This is a genomic window from Rhodospirillum sp. A1_3_36 (assembly GCF_047263945.1).
GTDB lineage: Bacteria > Pseudomonadota > Alphaproteobacteria > Rhodospirillales > Rhodospirillaceae > Rhodospirillum.
Genome location: NZ_JBLAVB010000007.1, coordinates 188,611 through 207,763, shown reverse-complemented (window position 1 = coordinate 207,763; position 19,153 = coordinate 188,611). Strand labels below are relative to the sequence as shown.

Here is a 19,153-nt window from a genome sequence, read left to right as displayed (position 1 = left end):
TCAGTCAGCGCTGAGGTACGATCACAAGCCGTTCGACCAGTGCGCCGGTCTTCATATGGGTTTCGACGATGTCGTCAATGTCCTCGGCGGACTTGGGGCGGTACCAGACCCCTTCCGGATAAACCACCATCAGCGGACCGGCGGAGCAAAAGCCCAGACAACCGGAACCGGTCAATCCAACCTCGCCCATCAGGCCCTCGCTCTCCAACTTGGCGCTCAGACGCTCCCACAAGGGCTGGGCGCCGAGGGAGCCGCAACTGCCCCGGGGATGGGTGGGGGGACGCTGGGTGAAGCAGGCGAAGATATGACGCTTGTAGACCTGGGGAAGCGTGAACGCGGCGGCATCTTCGATGGCATCCATAGCTATGCTCCTTCGAGACTGACTTGACTGGTCGGTGGGTTAGCAAAGCCCATGCCGCAGCGTCGAACGCCCGCAGATCCACGTCCCCCATGCAATTGTTCAGAAAGAGAAAAGGGAGGTTTGGAGGCATCGCCTCCAACCGGGTCCGGGCGGGAGCCCGATGGCCGCAAGGCCAAGCGTCCCTGTCGGCTTTTCGACAATCAGGACCAATTTTGTCCCAAATACGACAGCACAGCAGCGGCCCCCTGCCGTTTCCGCCTCGGCCTGCTTTTTGCTGTGTCCCCAACACCACCCACTCAAGAAAGGCGACCACAGTGAAGGACCTAACCATCGAGATGCCGAAGCTACAACAGACCGATGGCATCAACTTCGGCGACCTGCCCCCAGCCATCAACGCGATTCTGCAGGACGGCGTATCCCTTTACCCCACCGACCGGGCAGGGGCCGAACGCCTGTTCCGCGAGGCCCTGGACAGGGCCCCGGAGGAACTGCCGACCTATTACTGCCTGTATAAGATCCACACCTACCAGGGCAGTCTGGAAGAAGCGCGAATCGCCGCCGAAGCCGGTCTGGCGGAGGCCACCCGCCAGATCGGTTGGCCCGGCGATTGGCGCGCATGGCCGAAGCCGGAGGCCCCCCCCCAGGGGGCTGCGCGTTTTGCCCTCTATACGCTCAAAGCCCTGGCCTTCATCCACTTGCGGCGCGAGGAGGTGCCCGAGGCCCGGGCGATGCTTGATGTGCTACGGGGGCTCGACCCCGAGGGTTTGGTCGGTTGGCCCATCATCGCCTCCCTGGCCGAGGAAATGGAGTGACATCGCCCGTGTAAGCCAACCCGATTCGCATTTCGTGCATGGCACCCATGTGTGATCGATATTTTAAACTCCATGAGCAAAATCGAAATCAACCTCCTATTTAGGCGGTTTGCCTAGGAAAATCGCCTCCATTTTGTGCGTCTTCTTCGTAGGAACAGGCAAAAATGACAAATTTGTGCATCCACGCTTGTCCATATTTTTAAACGTGCCATTGTCCGTACCCAAGAGGGCGCCGGGCGGGCGTCGACTGCAACCTCTTGGTTAAGGGACAAGCGTGGATGGGCGCGACGGAGCCTCTGGTCCAGTTCAAGGACGTGCGAAAGACCTATGACGGCGATACCCTGGTGGTGAAAAACCTGAACCTGGATATCGGTGACGGCGAATTCCTCACCATGCTGGGTCCTTCGGGATCGGGCAAAACCACCTCCCTGATGATGCTCGCCGGGTTCGAGGTTCCCACCCACGGGGAGATCCTCCTGGGTGGTGCCTCCTTGAAGAACACCCCGCCCCACAAGCGGGACATCGGCATGGTGTTTCAGAACTATGCCCTCTTCCCCCATATGACCGTCGCGGAAAATGTGGCCTTTCCCCTGTCCGTGCGCAATATCGGCAAAAGCGAGCGGGAAGAGCGCGCCGAAAAGGCCCTGGGCATGGTCCGCCTGGACGGCCTGGGGGGACGCCGTCCGGCCCAGTTGTCCGGGGGCCAGCAACAACGCGTCGCCCTCGCCCGGGCTTTGGTTTTCGAGCCCCGCCTGGTGCTGATGGACGAACCCCTGGGGGCCCTTGACAAGCAATTGCGCGAACATATGCAGATGGAGATCAAACACCTGCATGACCGCCTGGGCATCACCGTTGTCTACGTGACCCATGACCAAACCGAAGCCCTGACCATGTCCGACCGGGTGGCCGTGTTCAACGACGGGATCATCCAACAGCTCGACAGCCCCCGCGATCTGTACGAAAACCCGAACAACAGCTTCGTCGCCCAATTCATCGGCGAAAACAACATTCTGAACGGCACCGTGGAAGCCCTGGCCGACGGCTTTGCCCAGGTTCGCCTGGATGGCGGTGGCGCGGTCCGCGCCCGGGCCGTGAACGTTGGCGGTATTGGCGCCCGGACCTCCCTGTCCTTCCGGCCAGAGAAGGTGCATATCGAAGGGATTGGCGCCAACCCCGAGAACCACCTGCCCGCCTTGGTGGAGGAAACCATTTACCACGGGGACCATATGCGGGTCCGGGCCAAGGTGGATGGCAACGAGGACTTCACCGTAAAGATGCGTTACCGCTCTGGCCGTGAGGAACCGAAGCCCGGCGACCAATTGTTTGTCGCCTTCGCAGCTGAAGATTGCCTCGCCCTGGACCCGGTCCCCCCAACCGCAACAGCCTGATCCCCGCGCCAGTCTTCCCCTACCCTGTCCTTACCATTGCATTCCGAGCGATCGATCCCCCCGGGATCTGGCCTCGCTCTCCTCGGGTCCCCCAGGACCCAGTTCACAAAGGGAGTCCTTAGACCATGACTATTCTGTCCCGCCTGCTCGCCGGATCCGCATTGGCGCTTTGCGCTGTCGCGGCCGCCTCCTCTGCCCAGGCCCGCGATCTGACCGTTGTATCCTGGGGCGGCGCCTACCAGGATGCCCAGAAGGAAGTCTATTTCGAGCCGTTCATGAAGGAAAGCGGCATCAAAATGCTCGACGAATCCTGGGACGGTGGCATCGGTGTGCTGCGCGCCAAGGTCGAGGGAGGGGCATCAACCTGGGACGTGGTCCAAGTGGAAAGCGATGAACTGGCCCTCGGTTGTGAAGAAGGCCTGTTCGAAGTCATGGACTTCGCCAAGATTGGAGGCAAGGACGCCTATATGAAGGAAGCCGTAAACGAATGCGGTGTGGGCGCCATCGTCTACGACTTCGTCCTCGGCTACGACAAGGACAAGCTGTCCGACGCCCCGACCGGTTGGGCCGACTTCTTCGACACCAAGAAATACCCCGGCAAACGCGCCCTGCGCGCCGGCCCCAAGACCACCCTGGAAATCGCCCTAATCGCCGACGGCGTGAAGCCCTCCGACGTCTACAAGGTACTGGCCACCGAAGAAGGTGTGGACCGGGCCTTCAAGAAGCTCGACAGCATCAAAAGCGATCTGGTGTTCTGGAAGGCTGGCGCCCAGCCGCCACAGCTACTGGCCTCCGGCGAAGTGGTCATGACCTCCGTCTATAACGGTCGCATCGACGCCGCCAACCACAACGACGGGCGCCACTTCGGCATCGTTTGGGACGGCAGCCTGTTCACCATCGACAGCTGGGTGATTCTGGCCGGGTCCGAGAACACAGCCGACGCCTACAAGTTCCTGGACTACGTCGGCAAGCCCGAGGTCGAGGCCCGGTTGCCCGCCAAGATCGCCTACGGTGTGCCCGCAAAGGGCGCCAACGCCCTGATCGATCCGGCCCGACTGAAGGACCTGCCGACGGCGGATGAGAACCTCGCCAACGCCCAGGAAATCTCCACCCCGTTCTGGCTGGAAAACATCGACCGCCTGACCGAGCGGTTCAACAAATGGGCCGCCGTCAACTAATTGGCCTCTCTTGGAACGCATGGCCCACCGGTATCCAGGCCCTGCGTCCCTTAAGGAAACCACCCCGGGGAGTGGGAACCCACCACCCTGTTCCCATTCCTTGGGATGGTTTCCATTTCGCATTTCCCACGGACGACCGACAGGGCATACCGATCATGGAAGATGGACTTTCCCTCAAGGTGAAACTGCGCCGAGCCGAGCGCATGCGCCAATGGCGAGCCTTCGGGCTGATCGCCCCCATGTTGCTATTCCTCGTGGTCATCTTCGTGGTGCCCATTGCCGACATGCTCCGCCGCTCTGTCCATGATGTGGACTTGTCGGAGGTCTGGCCCCTGACCACCCAAGCCATCCGGACCTGGACCGACCACAGCCAGGCACCAGATGAAGCGGTCTTCGCCGCCCTGGCCCAGGACATGAAAAAGGCCAAGGCCAACCGGACCCTTGCGACCGCCGCCCGCCGCTTGAATTACGATTTCGCCGGATCGCGCAGTCTGATCTTCGGCACCGCCCGAGCCCTGCCCGACGACGCCCCCTCCTGGAAGACCACCATCCTGGAGACCAACAACACCTGGGCCAGTCCGGAAATCTGGGCAGCCATCGACCGGGCCAGCGGCCCCACCACGGCCTTCTTCCTCCTCCAAGCCCTTGATCTGGAGCGGGATCCCATGGGCAACCTACGCGCCGCGCCGGAAAACGAAGCCATCTACCTCAACGTGCTTTCGCGCACCTTCGGTATCAGCCTGACGGTTACCGTCCTCTGTCTGCTTCTGGGATTTCCCGTCGCCTATCTGCTGGCAACCCTGCCGCCCAGCAAAGCCAACCCCCTGATGATCCTGGTACTCCTGCCCTTCTGGACCTCCCTTCTGGTGCGTACTGCGGCCTGGGTCGTCCTGCTCCAGGACCAGGGACTGGTGAATGGCGCCCTCCAATGGATGGGGATCATCGAAGCGCCCATTCGCTTGATTTTCAACCGGGCCGGCGTGCTGATTGCCATGACCCACGTCCTTCTGCCCTTCATGATCCTGCCGCTCTATTCGGTGATGAAGGGGATCCCGCCCGTCTACATGCGCGCCGCCCGCTCCCTGGGGGCCCCGCCGACGGTGGCCTTCCTGCGGGTCTACCTGCCGCAAACCCTGCCGGGCATCGCTGCGGGCACTTTGCTGACCTTTATCATCGCCCTTGGGTATTACATCACCCCGGCCCTGATTGGTGGCGCGGCAGATCAGATGGTCAGCTATTTCATCGCCTTCTACACCTCCGACACGGTTAACTGGGGCATGGCCTCGGCCCTGGGCGCGGTTCTGCTGACAGCAACTCTGATCCTCTACACCATCTACAACCGTCTGATCGGCACCGACCAAGTCAAACTCGGCTAGAGTATCTTCGGGGTCAAGTTGGGCCAAGACGTGACCCAACGTGATCTCGGACCACTCTAGGATTTTCTTTTATCCCATTTTTAAGCGCAAAACCGGCTGCCACTTTTGCGCAAAATGCTCTGGAAGGGAGACCGAACCATGCGCTCTGCCCACAACCGCACGACCGAGGAATGGATCTGGCTGGTCGTCCTTTGGGTCTCCGCCTGCTCTGTCCTGTTTTTCCTGATGGCTCCAATCCTGGCCATCATCCCCCTGTCTTTTAATGAAGGGCAGTTCCTGACCTACCCCCTGTCGGGCTTTTCCCTACGCTGGTACGAGGACTTTTTCACCGATGAGTCCTGGCTCCGCGCCCTGAAAAACAGCGTGATCATCGGCGTCGCCTCGACCCTCTTGGCCACGGTGCTGGGCACGCTCGCTTCCCTGGGGCTGGTCAAGGCCAACTTCCGGGGCAAGGGCTTCCTCATGGCGGTTCTGCTCTCGCCCATGATTGTGCCCCTGGTGATCACCGCCGTCGGCTTCTATCTGTTCTTCGCCCCCTTTGGGTTGACCGCCAGCTATACGGGCCTGATCCTGGCCCATACCGCGCTCGCCTCGCCCTTCGTGGTGATCACGGTCAGCGCCACCCTGCAAGGCTTCGACATGAACCTCGCCCGGGCGGCTGCGGGCTTGGGCGCCGATCCGATGACGGTTTTCCGGCGGGTCATGCTTCCGTTGATTGCCCCGGGCGTGGCCTCGGGCGCGCTGTTCGCCTTCGCCACCTCCTTTGACGAGGTGGTGGTGGTCTTGCTCGTCGCCGGGCCGGAACAGCGCACCCTGCCCCGCGAGATGTTCAGCGGCATCCGCGAGAACATCAGCCCGACCATTACTGCGGTCGCGACGATCCTGATCGTTTTCTCGACGGTCTTGTTGGTCTCGTTGGAGGTTCTACGGCGGCGGAATGAGCGGATGCGGGGCCTCCGAGGGTAAAACCAGGACGGGGTCCCTATCCACCATCCGGACGAGATCGCCCACCTTGCGGCCCGGAGCACTCTAATTATGCTCTGTCTCCTTGAAAAACCGAAAAACGCGGGGCTTTGCCCCGCCCCCCACTTCTTTGGCGAGGCTGGGGCCTGAGGCCCCGGACCCCTCTTTGGGGATCAAAGGGTCCGTGACCCTTTGCGGGTCTGGGCAGAGCCCGGAAACTGCGAAGCACAGTTTCCGGATGTTTGAGGAAACGATATATATATATTTTAGAGTGCCTTAGAGCGGAACAGTGGGAACTGGTTTTCGCGAACAAGGCCAGAAAAATCGCGGTAGTGGCGCAGGCGGGGATACCCCATATCCTCTCCCTCTTCCGGCTGAAAGTGAATCGCGTTCATACCCGCAGCCCGGGCCGCTTCCAAGCCCGGGGGGCTGTCCTCGACCACCAAGCAGGCCTCAGGGGGAACCCCCATGGCCTCGGCTGTGGCCAGGAACAGACCCGGATCGGGCTTCCAGACCCCCACGTCATAGGCGCTATACAAACGGTCACCGAACAGACGATTCAACCCGGTGGCCTCCATGGCCAGCCGTATCTTGCGGCCGGGCGCGTTAGAGGCCACGCAGAACGGCATGTCCAGGTCGGAAAGCGCTGCCTCTACGCCGTCAAAGGTCCGCAACTCCGTTCTGAAAAGCTGATCCGTCCGAGCCCGGTAGGTCTCAAGGAAGTTCTCAGGCAGGGTGATCCCCAAAACCCGTTCCAGGTCGGCGAAGGTGTCCGCCAATTTCCACCCCCGATAGGTTTCGCGGATCTGGTCTGCGGTCAGATCACCTGTGTCCAGTAAATCAGTGTATGCGCGCGCCATCAGGGGCTCGCTGTCCACCAGCGTCCCATCCATGTCAAAGAGAATACAGCGGATCCCCCCCATCACAACATCTCGACATGGGCGGAGAGGCCCAGCACCTTGGCCAGTTTATCCAAGCGCTTATCAAAAACCTCTGGCAAGAAAACCGGATCGCTCTGCGGAATGTGCAGGATCAGCTTCCCGTCCTGGGCCATCAAGGCTGTGCGCTTCAAGAACCCCGGAGCCCCCCCACTGACGGTATGACCCAGCCGCAGGGCATAACCGATGGCCTTGACCCGCTTCTGACGATCTTCGTCCAGAAGGGCCATGGCTCGAATAACCCAATCATCCGTGGCCTCGCTCGCATAGCGATGGAAGACAGCCAGAGCCAACCCCGCCCGGTCCATATGGTTCAACCCCATAAAGGGCAACTTCAGCACCCGATGAAAAGCCTGTTCGGCACGATAGTCCGGATGCTCTGACCAAAAAATGTCGCTGATCAGACAGGCTGCCTTGCGCAGGCGGGCCAGTGCTTGGGATTCATCGGGGAACAGCGGCGCCATCCACTCCATCAGTTCCTCCCCCTGCGCTGGAAAGCGCCCCGCAGATCGGGCCAGCAGGGCACAGGAGGCCAGTAGGGGATCCTGCGCCTGAACCGCTTCGGGCAGGTTTTGAAAATAGCGTCCCTCGCGCATGCCGTAGACGGAGAAGACCAGGGTCTCGGGCCGCACCTCCTCCACCAACCGTTCCAACAGGACCGCAGCCATGGGCAAATGGGGCAAGCGCTTGCGACTGATGCCGCTGATGGACTCCAGGCTCTTGCGGGACAGGCGCGACAGCAGATCGATCAACCGCAGGGCTTCGCCTCGGGGGATGGAAAAATTATCGAGCACATGCAACGGATAGCGCAACTGGTCGATGCAGACCCGGGCCAGGGTCCGCCAAGCCCCGCCCACGACGTAGAGAGTCCGCCCCCGTCCTTTGCCGAGCCAGGGCAGACCGGACAAATGGTCATCGATGACCTCCACCGCCCGCGCGCGGGTGTTGTTCGCAGCCTCCGCCAGGCGCAACACCCCCAACGGCATGGTGGCATAGTCGCCAAAGCGTCCCTGGTCGACCATCACCAGTTCCAAAGAGCCCCCGCCCAGGTCGGCGACCATGCCATCGGCGTCGGGCAAACCGCACAGCACACCCAAAGCCGCCGTCTTGGCCTCCTGCTCGCCGGTGAGTACGCTGACCCGATGGCCGGAGATCTGTTCGAGCGCACGCACAAACTTGCGGCCGTCCCAGGCATCGCGCACCGCAGCCGTGGCCACCAGATCGAGCTTTTCGACCCCCATGCGCGCAGCCAACTCGCTGAAGCGCCGCACGGCGCGGAGGGCCATCTCAACCCCCTCCGGGTTGAGCACACCGGTTTCTCCCAAGCCTTGCCCCAAGGCGCAAGTGGCTTTTTCGTTGAAGATCGGCAGCGGCGTTCGGGCCAGCCCCCGGTAAACCACCAAACGCACGGAATTCGATCCAATATCAACGATGCCCTGGGGACGCAGGTCGATAGGATCCCCGGAAATGCCAGGGTCGAGGTCGAGGGGCGGCGCAGTGGGGGGCGCGGACATGATCTGAGGCGGTCCCATTCGGTTCCGTGAGTGACCCGGCGCACAATAAAGGCCATGACGCCGGGAGCAAAGGGGGGAAGAAAGATCATGAGCTCTGGGGCGGAAGAAAGTCCGCCCCGTCCCGTCACCCTCGGCTGGAGACTTCCAGTCCCGGAATGTTCTTCTGGGGATCATTCAGGGCCGACCCCCGCCCGGAGAGGCTGGGGTTGGTCATGAAATAGGTATGGGCAGAGAATGCCTTCTCCCCCTCCTCCACCTTGGCGCGGAAAAACTCTCCGCCCGCCGTGAGATACCAGGATTGGGCCCGGTCATTGATGTTGGCCACCATGATCTGGTCGATGATCTGGGCCTTCACCGTCGGGTTTTCGATGGGCACCAAGGTTTCCACCCGGCGGTTCAGGTTGCGGGGCATCCAGTCCGCCGAGGAAATATAGATCCGCGACTTTTCGCCCGGCAGGGCGGCGCCATTGCCGAAACAGGCGATGCGAGAATGCTCCAGGAAGCGCCCGACGATGGACTTGACCCGGATATTCTCGGACAGGCCCTTCACCCCTGGCCGCAAACAGCAGATGCCCCGGATCACCAGATCCACCTGCACCCCCGCCTGGGAGGCTTGATACAGGGCATCGATCACGTCCGGATCCACCAGGGAGTTCATCTTGCCCCAGATGACCCCGACCCGGCCCGCCTTCACATGATCGATCTCGCCCTGAATATCCTTCAGAAGTGTTTCTTTCAGACCCAGCGGGGCGATGCGCAGCTTTTCCATTTCGGCGGGGCGCGCGTAGCCCGTCATATAGTTGAAGGCCTTTGCCGCGTCCTGACACAGGGCCTCGTCACAGGTGAAATAGGACAGGTCCGTGTAGATCTTGGCGGTGATCGGGTGGTAATTGCCCGTTCCAAAGTGGACGTAGGAGCGCAACTCGCCGCCGCTTTCCCGCCGCACCACCTGCGAGATCTTGGCATGGGTCTTCAGGTCCATGAAACCATAGACCACGTTGCACCCCGACCGCTCCAGATCGCGCGCCCAGCGGATGTTCGCCTCCTCATCAAAACGGGCCTTCAGCTCCACCATGGCAGTCACCGCCTTGCCCGACTCGGCAGCCTCCACCAGGGCGGCGACGATGGGCGAGTTGTTGGAGGTCCGATAGAGGGTCTGCTTGATGGACAGCACGTTGGGATCCCGGGCCGCCTGCCGCAGGAACTGGACCACCACGTCAAAGCTTTCATAGGGGTGGTGGACAACAATGTCCTTCTTGCGGATGGCAGCGAAGCAATCGCCGCCAAAATCGCGGATCCGCTCGGGGAAACGGGCGGTGAAGGGGGTGAACTGCAGGTCCGGACGGTCGTCGCTGATCAATTGCTTCAAATCGGCGAGGCCAATGGGACCGCGCACCTTGAAGATATCCTCCTCGGCCACGTCCATTTCGTCACAGATCAGCTTCACCAGATCCTCGGGCATGCTCACGTTCAAGGTCAGGCGAATGCAATGCCCCCGGCGACGGCGCTTGAGGGCCGATTCGAAGCTCATCACCAGATCTTCGGCCTCTTCGTCGATTTCCATCTCCGAATCCCGGATCACCCGGAAGTGGCCGCCCTGGGTCACCTTGAATCCCGGGAACAGGCGGTCAAGGAACAGGCCGACGAGATCCTCCAGGAACAGATACCGCACCCCTTTGCCTTCAATATCGGGCAAGCGGGTGAAGCGGCGGATATGGCCCGGCAAGGGCACCAGGGCCCTTAGGGAGGTTTCATCGCGCTGGCGCATCAGTTGCAAGACCAGAGCATGACCCAGGTTGGGGATGAAGGGGAAGGGGTGGGCCGGATCAATGGCCAGCGGCGTCAGCACCGGGAAGACCTGGCTCATGAAGAAGGTTTCCAGCCACTCCCGGTCCCCCTTGGTCAAGCCGCCGGGCTTGACCACGGAGATACCTTCCTTATCCAGCGCGTTCTGCAGGATTTCCCAGGCAATCTGTTGGTCCTCCAGCAGGTCACGGGCGCTGCTGTTGATGGCGGACAGTTGCTGCGCGGGGGTCAAGCCGTCCTGGCTCACCTGGTTCACGCCCGCTTCCACCTGCCCTTTCAGGCCAGCCACGCGCACCATGTAGAACTCATCCAGGTTCGAGCCGGAGATGGACAGAAAGCGCAACCGCTCCATCAGGGGATGGCGGACATTGCGCGCCTCCTCCATGACCCGCTTATTGAAACCCAGCCAAGACAACTCCCGATTAATGAAACGTTCGGGCATCTCCATCGTGATGTCGCCACCCGCCCCGCCCCCTTCAGCCCCAGCCCCTTTCGCCGCGCGGGCAGGGCGGGAGGAGGGTGAGGAGGGTGAGGTAGGGACAGCGGTGCTCATGGAACTTTCCTTTTATTACGCGAAACCGGAGTCGCGATGATATTTCATGAGTCGACGCATTTTTTTGCCGACCCTTACCGGATACTATGCCCTGAATGCGACGCTCCGCAAAGGGAGTGACCCACCCCCGGAAAGCTTTCATGAAGATGAAACGATTATTGTTCCTGCGCCATGCGAAATCCGATTGGGGAGATCCCGGTCTTGACGATTTTGAGCGCCCCCTCGCGCATCGGGGGATCCGGGCCTGCGCCCTGATCGCCGACCATCTCGCGCGTGCGAGCGTAGCGCCGGATCTGGTGCTTTGCTCCGCCGCCCGCCGGACCCGAGAAACCCTGGATCTGGTCAAGACAAGCCTGACCAACGCGCCGGTTCTGTTCGAACGGGAGATTTATGTCTTCGAGCACCGCCCCCTGCTGGCCCGCTTACGGCGCCTGGAGGCCTCGGCCAACACGGTGATGGTCATCGGCCACAATCCCGCCCTGGAAGAATTGAGCCTGTCCCTTGCCGGACCCGACAGCGACGCGGAGGCCTTGGCGGCGATCGGCCAGAAGTTTCCCACCGGCGCCCTGGTAGACCTGACCTTCGATGGTCCCTGGTCCACCCTTGCCCCTGGAGAGGCCCGCCTGTCCGGCTTCACCCGCCCCAGAGACCTTAGATCACGATGAAATCAGGTCTGTCCGACCTGATTTCATAAACGTGATCTAAATCATATAGTTGGAGCGGAATGAGACGGAAAACCGCACACACTTTTCCTCATTCCGCTCTAGTGTCCTGAATCCGAAGTTCGTGGGAGAATTCGGCAAGCGTTGGACGAACTTCGGATTCAATCAGGACACTAGAAAATATATATTTCTAGTGTGGTTTAGGGATTTGAAGTTCCTTCCAGCGGTTGCCGATATAATCGTAGGAACTTCAAATCCACCACACTAGTCTTGCAGAGCCCGGCGCGCGAGCGGAACGGTGATCCGCCGCCGCTCGCTCAACGCCAGGGCATCGGCCCGGTCGACCAGAGCCCGGACGGCGGAGAAGCTGCGCTCCATGCGGGCCACAAGGTAGGAAATCACCCCCGGCCCCACCTCCACACTCCGATCGGCGAAGAGCTTCAGAAGGACCATGGCCATCAAATCGTCGTCGGGCTCACCCATCCCTTCGGCAGGCAGCGCCGACAGGCGCGAGCGCAAATCCGGCAAAGTCACCGGCCACCGGGCGGGTGGCTGAGCCGACGTCAGCAACAGCCCTCCCCCCGCCTGACGACAGGCATTCAGCAAATGGAACAGGGCCGTTTCGGGCAAAGGGCCCTCATCCAGATCCTCAAGGACCAAGACCCGCCCCCCCTCGAACAGACTCAAGGGATCTCTGTCTTCCCAGGTTCCGGGCGACAGCACACAGGCCTCTGCCCGGGCGGCCAGCACCTGGGCCAGATGGCTTTTTCCCGACCCCGGCGGACCATAAAGGCAGACGGTGGGCGCGGGCCAGTCCGGCCAGACATCCACCAGCGCCACCGCAGCGGCGTTGCAGGGGGCAACGAGGAAATCCTCCCGGCCCAGCGCCGGACGCCAAACCAGGTTCAAGGGCAATTGCCGGGGGGGAGTCATGGGCTCTCTTCGGTCTCGTCGGTCGCGGATTGGGCGTCCGGCGCGGATAGCAGGGCGGACGGGGATGTGTCACTGGGTACGCCGCTGAACAGGGGACTGTCCAGATATTCCCTCAGGAAAAAACGGGTGAGCACGCCGATCACCGAGGCCACAGGCACCGCCAACAGGACCCCCAGAAAACCAAATAGTCCGCCACCGGCCAAAAGAGCGAAGATCACCCACACCGGATGAAGCCCCACCCGCCCCCCCACCAACTTGGGGGTCAGGTAATTCCCCTCCACCACTTGCCCCACGAGAAAAATCCCCGCGACGATGCCGATATCAAAGGGGTCGGAGAACTGGGCCAGGGCCAGCCCCATGGAGGCAACGAATCCGGTGATGGTGCCCACATAAGGGATAAAGGAAAGCAAGCCGGAGAGCATGCCAACCATCAACCCCAAATCGAGCCCCGCCAGAGAGAGACCGACGGCGTAAAAGGTCCCCAGCGCCAAGCAAACCGAAGCCTGTCCCCGCACGAAACCAGCGATGGTGCGGTCAATTTCCGCCATCTGGGCCCGAATCACGGAACGGTAGGGACGGGGCAACCACCCATCGATGGTCTCCACCATACGGTCCCAATCACGGAGCATGTAGAAGGTGATAACCGGCGTGATAACAATCAGGGACAGCAGACTGATCAAGGCAGCCCCCCCCGTGATCACCCCCTTGAGCACATCCACGACCCATTTGGCCGCATCTCCAGCATAGGATTCCAGGGCACCGGTCACCTTGCCCATGCGGTCCGGCCCCAGGACATCGGACAGGTGAACCAGCAGAACGCGCCCCTTGTCCACCAGGGATCGGGCATAATCCGGCGCATTGGTCAGAAAGTCGGCCAACTGCCCCTGCAGCACCGGCAGCAAGACCAGCAGAGACAGAACCAGGATCAGAACGAATCCCAGGGTGATCAGGATCGTCGCCCACAGGCGCGAAGCCCCCCATTTCTCCAGCCGGTCGGCCAGCGGATCCAGGAAATAAGCCGCAATCATGCCCGCAGCGAAAGGCATTAACACCGACCGCAGCAAATAGATCAAGGCAACGAAGACCACCAAACCGACCAACCAGACGCGAAGCTGCTTTTCCTTGGTCATACTTCCGGCCCCCGTTCCTGTTTCCGCCCAACCGTCGACTTTGACGCTGAAGGGAGTGGCGGCGGTTGCCCATCCCAAGCCCGCCGGTACCATGTGTGAAGATAGCTCGATCCGGAAGCCACAGTGGTCACGGCGACCACGAAAATCATTAAAGTGGTCCCCGTGACCACAAACGTCACCACGCCGGTCGCCCCCATGGGGTCATTGGCAAAGGCACCCTTACCAATGACCATCGCGCAAAGAACGATCTGAGCGAGAGTATTGGCCTTGCCCAACAGATTCGGAAGAATCTTGAGGGGACGTCCTGCCCGCAGGCGCAAATGGAGCGCGCCCGCCAGGATTCCCAGGTCCCGGCCAACCACGAGCGCCAGCAGCCAAAGCGGGATCTCGCCAACCAGAGCCAGGCAAACGAAAGTGGTCACCAACAGGGCCTTGTCGGCCAAGGGATCCATGGTGGCGCCCAGGGTGGTCCGCGCGTCCAATAGCCGGGCCAGCCAGCCGTCCAGGGCATCGGTGATCCCTGCGACCACGAAGACCCAGAACGCCGTCCGCCATTCCCGTTCGGACAGGAACAGGGCGGCCAGAGGAACCAAGCCAAAGCGGGTCAGAGTCAGAGTGTTCGGCAGCCCCCGGGCCAGGGATGACCGCCGCATCCGCGCAAATCCACCTCCCGAGGGCGACATGGACAAGCCCCCCGCCGCCGTCAGTTCACCCCCTGAATGCGGCGATGGGCCGGATCCTCCGGAAAGCCCGGCGAGGATGCCCCGCCCCCCGACCCGGAGACGTCGCCGCCCATGCCGGGAATACCACTGTCCGGCGTCCCCGCCAACCGTTCCAGTGTCCAGAAACTTCCGGCGTTTTCCATACGCAGTCCCCGTCCGAGCATAATCCGTTGCAGGTCCTCCACAGACCCTGGATAGGCCAATTGAAGCTGGGCCTGAGAGCGGGTCACAGCCTGCAGGTTCAGTCCCTGGAGACCAGGAATCCCCTGCAGCTTGCGCCGCATGTCGACCCATTCGGAAAGGGACCCGAACCGCGCGAGCATCACAACGCCGCCAGCTGGCGCTCCGTAACCCGAACCGGCTCCCCCCACCGCTCCATAGGCGGAAGGTCCCCCGGCACCGACGGGCTGCTCACCATAGCCCCACCCCGGCGCGGCTGCTGTGGGCGCCGCGCCATAGCCGGACGCACCATACCCTTGGCCGCCCCCCAGGGCCTCCCGTTTCCAGGCTTGATCCAAGCCCTCTCGGACCCCGTCGATGGCCTTGGCGAAGATGTCTGCTCCAGGTGGCAGGGTTACCGGGGGCAGACCGGCGAAGATTCCCGCCCCCTTGGTCAGGACGGTCAGGCCGGTTTCCTCCGTCCCCACGGCCTGGACGATCAACACATCGGGCGCGCCGTACCGCCCGCTCAGATTCGCCGCTGCACTCAGGTCCCCGGCCAGGGCCCCTTGGGCGTCCAGGGTCGCGATGTCTTCCAGGTCACCCAAGGGCAGAACGACGGGCACCATACCCTCGGACAGCCCCTCTGCCGCCTTCCAAGCCTGGGCCCAAGGGTTGGTTTCCTCCCACAACTGGGGCGAGTCGGAGGCACCAGATTGGTAAAGGGGCAGAATCAGAACCGGCGCTTCCCGCGGGGCGATATGCTGCACCCCCATGGATCCCAGCAACCGGTCCACCCCTTCGGCATTGAAGGACACGGTCAGGGTGGCCAGATAACGCTTGGCCGCGGTCCGTTCGTCGGCCAAACCAAAATCCGTCACCAGCGCCTGCGCATCAGCGGCGGAAACCTGGGGAAGGCGCCCCTGGTCCGCCGGGCTGGTCATGGATTCCAGAAGGGCGCGCAAGGCCTTGGTCTGCCCTTCCTGGATGGCTTTGTCCTTGGCCAGGGTCGGACTGTCCGCCGTAGCATCAACCGACACCGGCGGAGCCGTATAGACATCGCGGGCCGAGGCCGGAACTGCGGCCAACACCGGCGCGAGCACCAGCCCCAACAGAAGCCCAAAACGCAGTAGCCCAAAACGCCGAGGACGGCACTTTGGGGGTCCGATTCTGAACCACGGCATTGCAATGCGCGACGCATCGGGTATGGTCCGGAAAACCATGTTTGCTCCCTTTCCCCTGGCCCCACCGAAGGCCCGGCCGAAGAATCGGAGGGCGAAGGCCCAGCCGGAGGATCGGAGAGCGAAGGCGCGGCGAACTCCAGTGACGAACGAGGCTACCATTTCCACTTCCCATGACGACGCCGAAGCCAAGGGCAACGGCCTGACCTACAAGGATGCCGGGGTCGACATTGACAGCGGCAACGACTTGGTAGAAGCCATTAAACCACTGGCCGCGTCAACCAAACGCCCGGGAGCGAATGCAGCTCTGGGCGGATTCGGCGCGGTTTTCGACCTCGCCGCAGCCGGATATAAGGACCCCCTTCTTATCACGGCTACGGACGGTGTTGGCACCAAGTTAAGGATAGCCCTCGATTCTGGCATTCATGGGACAGTGGGCATCGATTTGGTGGCCATGTGCGTCAATGATCTGGTGGTCCAGGGTGGCGAACCCCTGATGTTCCTGGATTACTTCGCCACATCCCGTCTGGATGTGGCCGTGGCCGCCGATGTCGTCAAGGGAATCGCCGAGGGCTGTACCCTGGCCGGATGCGCCCTGGTCGGCGGAGAGACCGCCGAAATGCCCGGCATGTATGGCGCCAATGATTACGACATGGCCGGATTCGCAGTCGGCGCGGTGGAGCGGGCCGAGCTGTTGACCGACGACCGAATCGCCATCGGCGACGTGCTTCTGGGCTTGGCCAGCTCCGGAGTCCATTCCAATGGCTACTCCCTGGTCCGCCGCATCGTCGAACGGACCGGCCTGGGCTGGGATGCCCCCGCTCCCTTCGCCCCGGACCGCTCCCTGGGAGCGGCCCTGCTGGAACCCACCCGCATCTACGTCAAGTCCTGTCTGGCCCTGCATCGGGCCGGGTTGGTTCACGCGCTGGCCCACATCACCGGGGGCGGCTTCTGGGAGAACATCCCCCGAGTCCTGCCCGAAGGCGCCGCAGCCCACCTGGACGGGACCGTCTGGACCGCACCGCCTGTCTTCTCCTGGCTGATGGACGAGGGCCAGGTGGCCCCCCATGAAATGGCCCGGACCTTCAACTGCGGCATCGGCATGGTCGTCGCCGTTCCCGCCGACCGGGTTGGCGAGGCCAAGGCCCTGTTGGAAGAGCATGGCGAAACCGTCTTCACCCTTGGCACCATCGTGCCCCGGGACGACGGGGCACCTGTGCGGATCGACAATCTCGAAGCCATTTTTGCCGAGAGCTCGAACCGATGAGTGATCCGACCAAAGCACCAAACCGGGCCCCGACCCGCCTCAAGGTCGCGGTCCTGATCAGCGGTCGGGGCAGCAATATGGAAGCCCTGATCGACGCCTGCGCCCAGCGGGACTTCCCGGCGGAAATCGTCACCGTGGTCTCCAACCGCCCCGACGCCAAGGGTCTGGACCGGGCCCGGGAGGCGGGGCTGTCCACCCAGGTCATCAACCACAAGAACTTTACTGACCGGAAGAGTTTTGAAGGCGCCCTACAGGCCCACTTGGAGGCCAGCGGAGCCCGGCTGATTTGTCTGGCCGGGTTCATGCGTCTGCTGACCGGCCAATTTGTGGAAAAATGGCGGGACCGGATGATCAACATTCACCCCTCCCTACTGCCCGCCTTCAAGGGGCTGCACACCCACGAACGGGTGCTGGAGGCGGGGACCCGCTTCCATGGCTGTACGGTCCATTTCGTCCGTCCGGAAATGGACGACGGCCCGATCATTGCCCAGGCCTGCGTGCCGGTCATGCCCAAGGATGACCCGGACAGCCTGGGCGCCCGGGTGCTGGCCCAGGAACACCGGATCTATCCCCTCGCCCTGCGTCTGGTCGCCGAAGGTCGGGTCACAGTCCGCAGCGGACGCGCCCTGATCGACAGCCACCCGCCGGACACCGCCCTTCTCAATCCCCCCATCTCGGCTTGAGAAAGGGGCTTGAGAAGGGGGATATGCCCTCTTCCACGGCCCCTTATGATCCCATTCGGGTCAATGCAAGGAAAGGCGGGTCAATGCAAGGAAAGGGATCTCGCGGCCCCTTACCGCTTGGGTAGAACTTCATCCGCCGGTGCGGGTCGTCCGAAGTACCAGCCCTGGGCCAGGGTCGCCCCGACGGATTCCAGGCGGTCGGCCTGGGTCTCCGTCTCCACCCCTTCGGCCAGGACCTGACACCCCAAGTCTTGCAGGCGTCGCACCGTGTCTTGGATGGTCGCCCGATGCACCTCCTCCAGGGCGGCGTTTCGCACAACGGTGATGCAGAGCTTCACGATGTCTGGCCGGAGGATCGCCGCGACCTTCGTATCGGCGAAACCGCATCCCGCATCGTCCAAAGCCAGCCGCGCCCCACCCTGTCGCAGAACCGCGACGATCGGCAGGAGGGCCTCCGCGTTGTCCAAGGGAAGGTGCTCCGTCAACTCCACCACCACTCCGGGCCGGGCCATGGCCGCGACCAAAGCTGGATTCGCCAATAGGTCCGAAGAGGCATTGACCGTCAAGAACTGGCCCGCAGGCAGACGGTCGACCAGAGCCAGTGCATTCCAGGCACAAGCCTCTTCCAACGCCACCCGCTGTCCGCAATTGTCTGCGGTTTCGAAAAGCGCCCCCGCACTTTCAAGGGCAGACCCCTGCGGCCCCCGGGCCAAAGCCTCATAGCCCAGCACAGAGGGGGAGCGAGTCAGGGACACGATGGGCTGTAAAACAACACGGAGTCCCGGTCCGTTCAGCAGGGCAAGCAAGTCCCCAACCCGGGCGTCCTCTTGAACACGCCCCCGCCGATCCCGAACCAACTCATCAATGAACGCGGCCAAATCCATGCCCGACGGCGGTGGCGGCGCGACAATGGCCACGGGCGCCAAATGGGATGCGCCGACAACGCCGAAGACCTCCGCTGCCACGTCCCAGGCCAACCGCCCCCCGGCTGCGGCCATGGCCTCCAGACGCTCTACGGGGTCGTTCCCCGGCAGGTCGGGTCGAGACATCGGCTGGAACAGGAACCAAAGGCGTGCCGGATCCCGCCCGGGCGACGGCTCCACAACGATGTCCGTTCCCGCCAAACGCCGAGCCAAGCCTTCCATCCGCGTCCGGAAATTCCCCAAAGCCGTTTCCAGGATCTGCGAACCATGGACCTCGCGCAACTGCTCCATGGCCGCCAAATCAAAGACCAAGCGATGAGGCTCTGTCGGGGAGTGGAACTCAACGGGGTCAACGGGAGAGGTCATGGCTCAATCAATCATCCAAGAAGACGGGACTATGTGAAGGGGGACCCCCTTTAATGGTCCCGAAACACACTCTCTAAAAGCAATTTTTCCTCCCCTGGCCCCTCCCCGTACAGACCGACGGGATTCCATTGGGAGCTAAGGGGACCAAAGGGCTATCGCACCTGCCCATTTCGCATTGCACCCAAGCGCCAGACGCAGGACTGCCCTTCTCGGGTCACACCACCCGGTTGCTCTGAAT

Annotated in this window: 17 protein-coding genes; 8 read left to right on the top strand and 9 right to left on the bottom strand. The window is 62.4% G+C overall.

From position 1 onward, the window contains the following. Nucleotides 1–4: 4 nt before the first annotated feature. Complete coding sequence (locus ACLIRY_RS16360) at nucleotides 5–361, bottom strand: (2Fe-2S) ferredoxin domain-containing protein (protein ID WP_413206484.1); 357 nt, start codon at nucleotides 359–361, stop codon at nucleotides 5–7. Nucleotides 362–696: 335 nt separating this feature from the next. Here ACLIRY_RS16360 and ACLIRY_RS16355 point away from each other — a divergent pair, with 335 nt between their 5' ends. The 5 genes from ACLIRY_RS16355 (at nucleotide 697) to ACLIRY_RS16335 (ending at nucleotide 6,081) form a co-directional block, all read left to right on the top strand. Beyond that, complete coding sequence (locus ACLIRY_RS16355; RefSeq protein ID WP_413206483.1) at nucleotides 697–1,173, top strand: tetratricopeptide repeat protein; 477 nt, start codon at nucleotides 697–699, stop codon at nucleotides 1,171–1,173. A 278-nt stretch (nucleotides 1,174–1,451) separates the two neighbouring features. Then, nucleotides 1,452–2,561 (top strand): ABC transporter ATP-binding protein, encoded by a 1,110-nt coding sequence (locus ACLIRY_RS16350; RefSeq protein WP_413206482.1) that lies wholly within the window; start codon nucleotides 1,452–1,454, stop codon nucleotides 2,559–2,561. Nucleotides 2,562–2,686: 125 nt separating this feature from the next. Continuing rightward, entirely contained in the window at nucleotides 2,687–3,739 is a 1,053-nt protein-coding gene (locus tag ACLIRY_RS16345) for an ABC transporter substrate-binding protein (RefSeq protein ID WP_413206481.1), read from the top strand. Between the two features lie 155 nt (nucleotides 3,740–3,894). Next, on the top strand, nucleotides 3,895–5,115 hold the full coding sequence (locus ACLIRY_RS16340) for an ABC transporter permease (protein WP_413206480.1): 1,221 nt from the start codon (nucleotides 3,895–3,897) through the stop codon (nucleotides 5,113–5,115). Between the two features lie 138 nt (nucleotides 5,116–5,253). Beyond that, on the top strand, nucleotides 5,254–6,081 hold the full coding sequence (locus ACLIRY_RS16335) for an ABC transporter permease (RefSeq protein ID WP_413206479.1): 828 nt from the start codon (nucleotides 5,254–5,256) through the stop codon (nucleotides 6,079–6,081). A gap of 263 nt (nucleotides 6,082–6,344) precedes the next feature. Here the strand turns inward: ACLIRY_RS16335 and ACLIRY_RS16330 are convergent, their stop codons facing one another. The 3 genes from ACLIRY_RS16330 to ACLIRY_RS16320 form a co-directional block, all read right to left on the bottom strand. After that, nucleotides 6,345–7,001, bottom strand: coding sequence for an HAD family hydrolase (locus ACLIRY_RS16330; RefSeq protein WP_413206478.1), 657 nt, complete (start codon nucleotides 6,999–7,001; stop codon nucleotides 6,345–6,347). Then, nucleotides 7,001–8,530 (bottom strand): Ppx/GppA family phosphatase, encoded by a 1,530-nt coding sequence (locus tag ACLIRY_RS16325; protein WP_413206477.1) that lies wholly within the window; start codon nucleotides 8,528–8,530, stop codon nucleotides 7,001–7,003. The genes ACLIRY_RS16330 and ACLIRY_RS16325 overlap by 1 nt, the downstream gene beginning before the upstream one ends. A 124-nt stretch (nucleotides 8,531–8,654) precedes the next feature. Further along, the gene (locus ACLIRY_RS16320) at nucleotides 8,655–10,784 is read right to left on the bottom strand and encodes an RNA degradosome polyphosphate kinase (RefSeq protein ID WP_413206514.1); all 2,130 of its coding nucleotides are present in this window, start codon (nucleotides 10,782–10,784) and stop codon (nucleotides 8,655–8,657) included. A gap of 251 nt (nucleotides 10,785–11,035) precedes the next feature. On the opposite strand from ACLIRY_RS16320, the gene ACLIRY_RS16315 reads away from it, so the two are divergent. Then, nucleotides 11,036–11,554 (top strand): SixA phosphatase family protein, encoded by a 519-nt coding sequence (locus tag ACLIRY_RS16315; protein WP_413206476.1) that lies wholly within the window; start codon nucleotides 11,036–11,038, stop codon nucleotides 11,552–11,554. A gap of 261 nt (nucleotides 11,555–11,815) precedes the next feature. Here the strand turns inward: ACLIRY_RS16315 and ACLIRY_RS16310 are convergent, their stop codons facing one another. From ACLIRY_RS16310 to ACLIRY_RS16295, 4 genes are read right to left on the bottom strand one after another with little or no spacing between them, the layout of a single operon-like run. Further along, the gene (locus tag ACLIRY_RS16310; RefSeq protein ID WP_413206475.1) at nucleotides 11,816–12,484 is read right to left on the bottom strand and encodes an HdaA/DnaA family protein; all 669 of its coding nucleotides are present in this window, start codon (nucleotides 12,482–12,484) and stop codon (nucleotides 11,816–11,818) included. Continuing rightward, nucleotides 12,481–13,614, bottom strand: coding sequence for an AI-2E family transporter (locus ACLIRY_RS16305; RefSeq protein ID WP_413206474.1), 1,134 nt, complete (start codon nucleotides 13,612–13,614; stop codon nucleotides 12,481–12,483). Before ACLIRY_RS16305 ends, ACLIRY_RS16310 begins: the two co-directional genes overlap by 4 nt. After that, nucleotides 13,611–14,267 (bottom strand): CDP-alcohol phosphatidyltransferase family protein, encoded by a 657-nt coding sequence (locus ACLIRY_RS16300; RefSeq protein WP_413206473.1) that lies wholly within the window; start codon nucleotides 14,265–14,267, stop codon nucleotides 13,611–13,613. Before ACLIRY_RS16300 ends, ACLIRY_RS16305 begins: the two co-directional genes overlap by 4 nt. Nucleotides 14,268–14,317: 50 nt before the next feature. Then, nucleotides 14,318–15,679 carry a DUF2066 domain-containing protein gene (locus ACLIRY_RS16295; RefSeq protein WP_413206472.1) on the bottom strand — a complete coding sequence of 454 codons (1,362 nt, stop codon included), beginning with the start codon at nucleotides 15,677–15,679 and terminating at the stop codon, nucleotides 14,318–14,320. 139 nt (nucleotides 15,680–15,818) lie between these two features. Here ACLIRY_RS16295 and purM point away from each other — a divergent pair, with 139 nt between their 5' ends. Together purM and purN are read left to right on the top strand one after the other, a co-directional pair. Beyond that, nucleotides 15,819–16,943: a phosphoribosylformylglycinamidine cyclo-ligase gene (purM, locus tag ACLIRY_RS16290; RefSeq protein WP_413206513.1), complete on the top strand. Its 1,125-nt coding sequence runs from the start codon at nucleotides 15,819–15,821 to the stop codon at nucleotides 16,941–16,943. Beyond that, nucleotides 16,940–17,626, top strand: coding sequence for a phosphoribosylglycinamide formyltransferase (gene purN, locus ACLIRY_RS16285; RefSeq protein WP_413206471.1), 687 nt, complete (start codon nucleotides 16,940–16,942; stop codon nucleotides 17,624–17,626). The genes purM and purN overlap by 4 nt, the downstream gene beginning before the upstream one ends. Before the next feature lie 110 nt (nucleotides 17,627–17,736). Here purN and ACLIRY_RS16280 read toward each other — a convergent pair whose 3' ends face one another. Next, on the bottom strand, nucleotides 17,737–18,915 hold the full coding sequence (locus tag ACLIRY_RS16280; protein WP_413206470.1) for an EAL domain-containing protein: 1,179 nt from the start codon (nucleotides 18,913–18,915) through the stop codon (nucleotides 17,737–17,739). Between the last annotated feature and the right edge of the window lie 238 nt (nucleotides 18,916–19,153).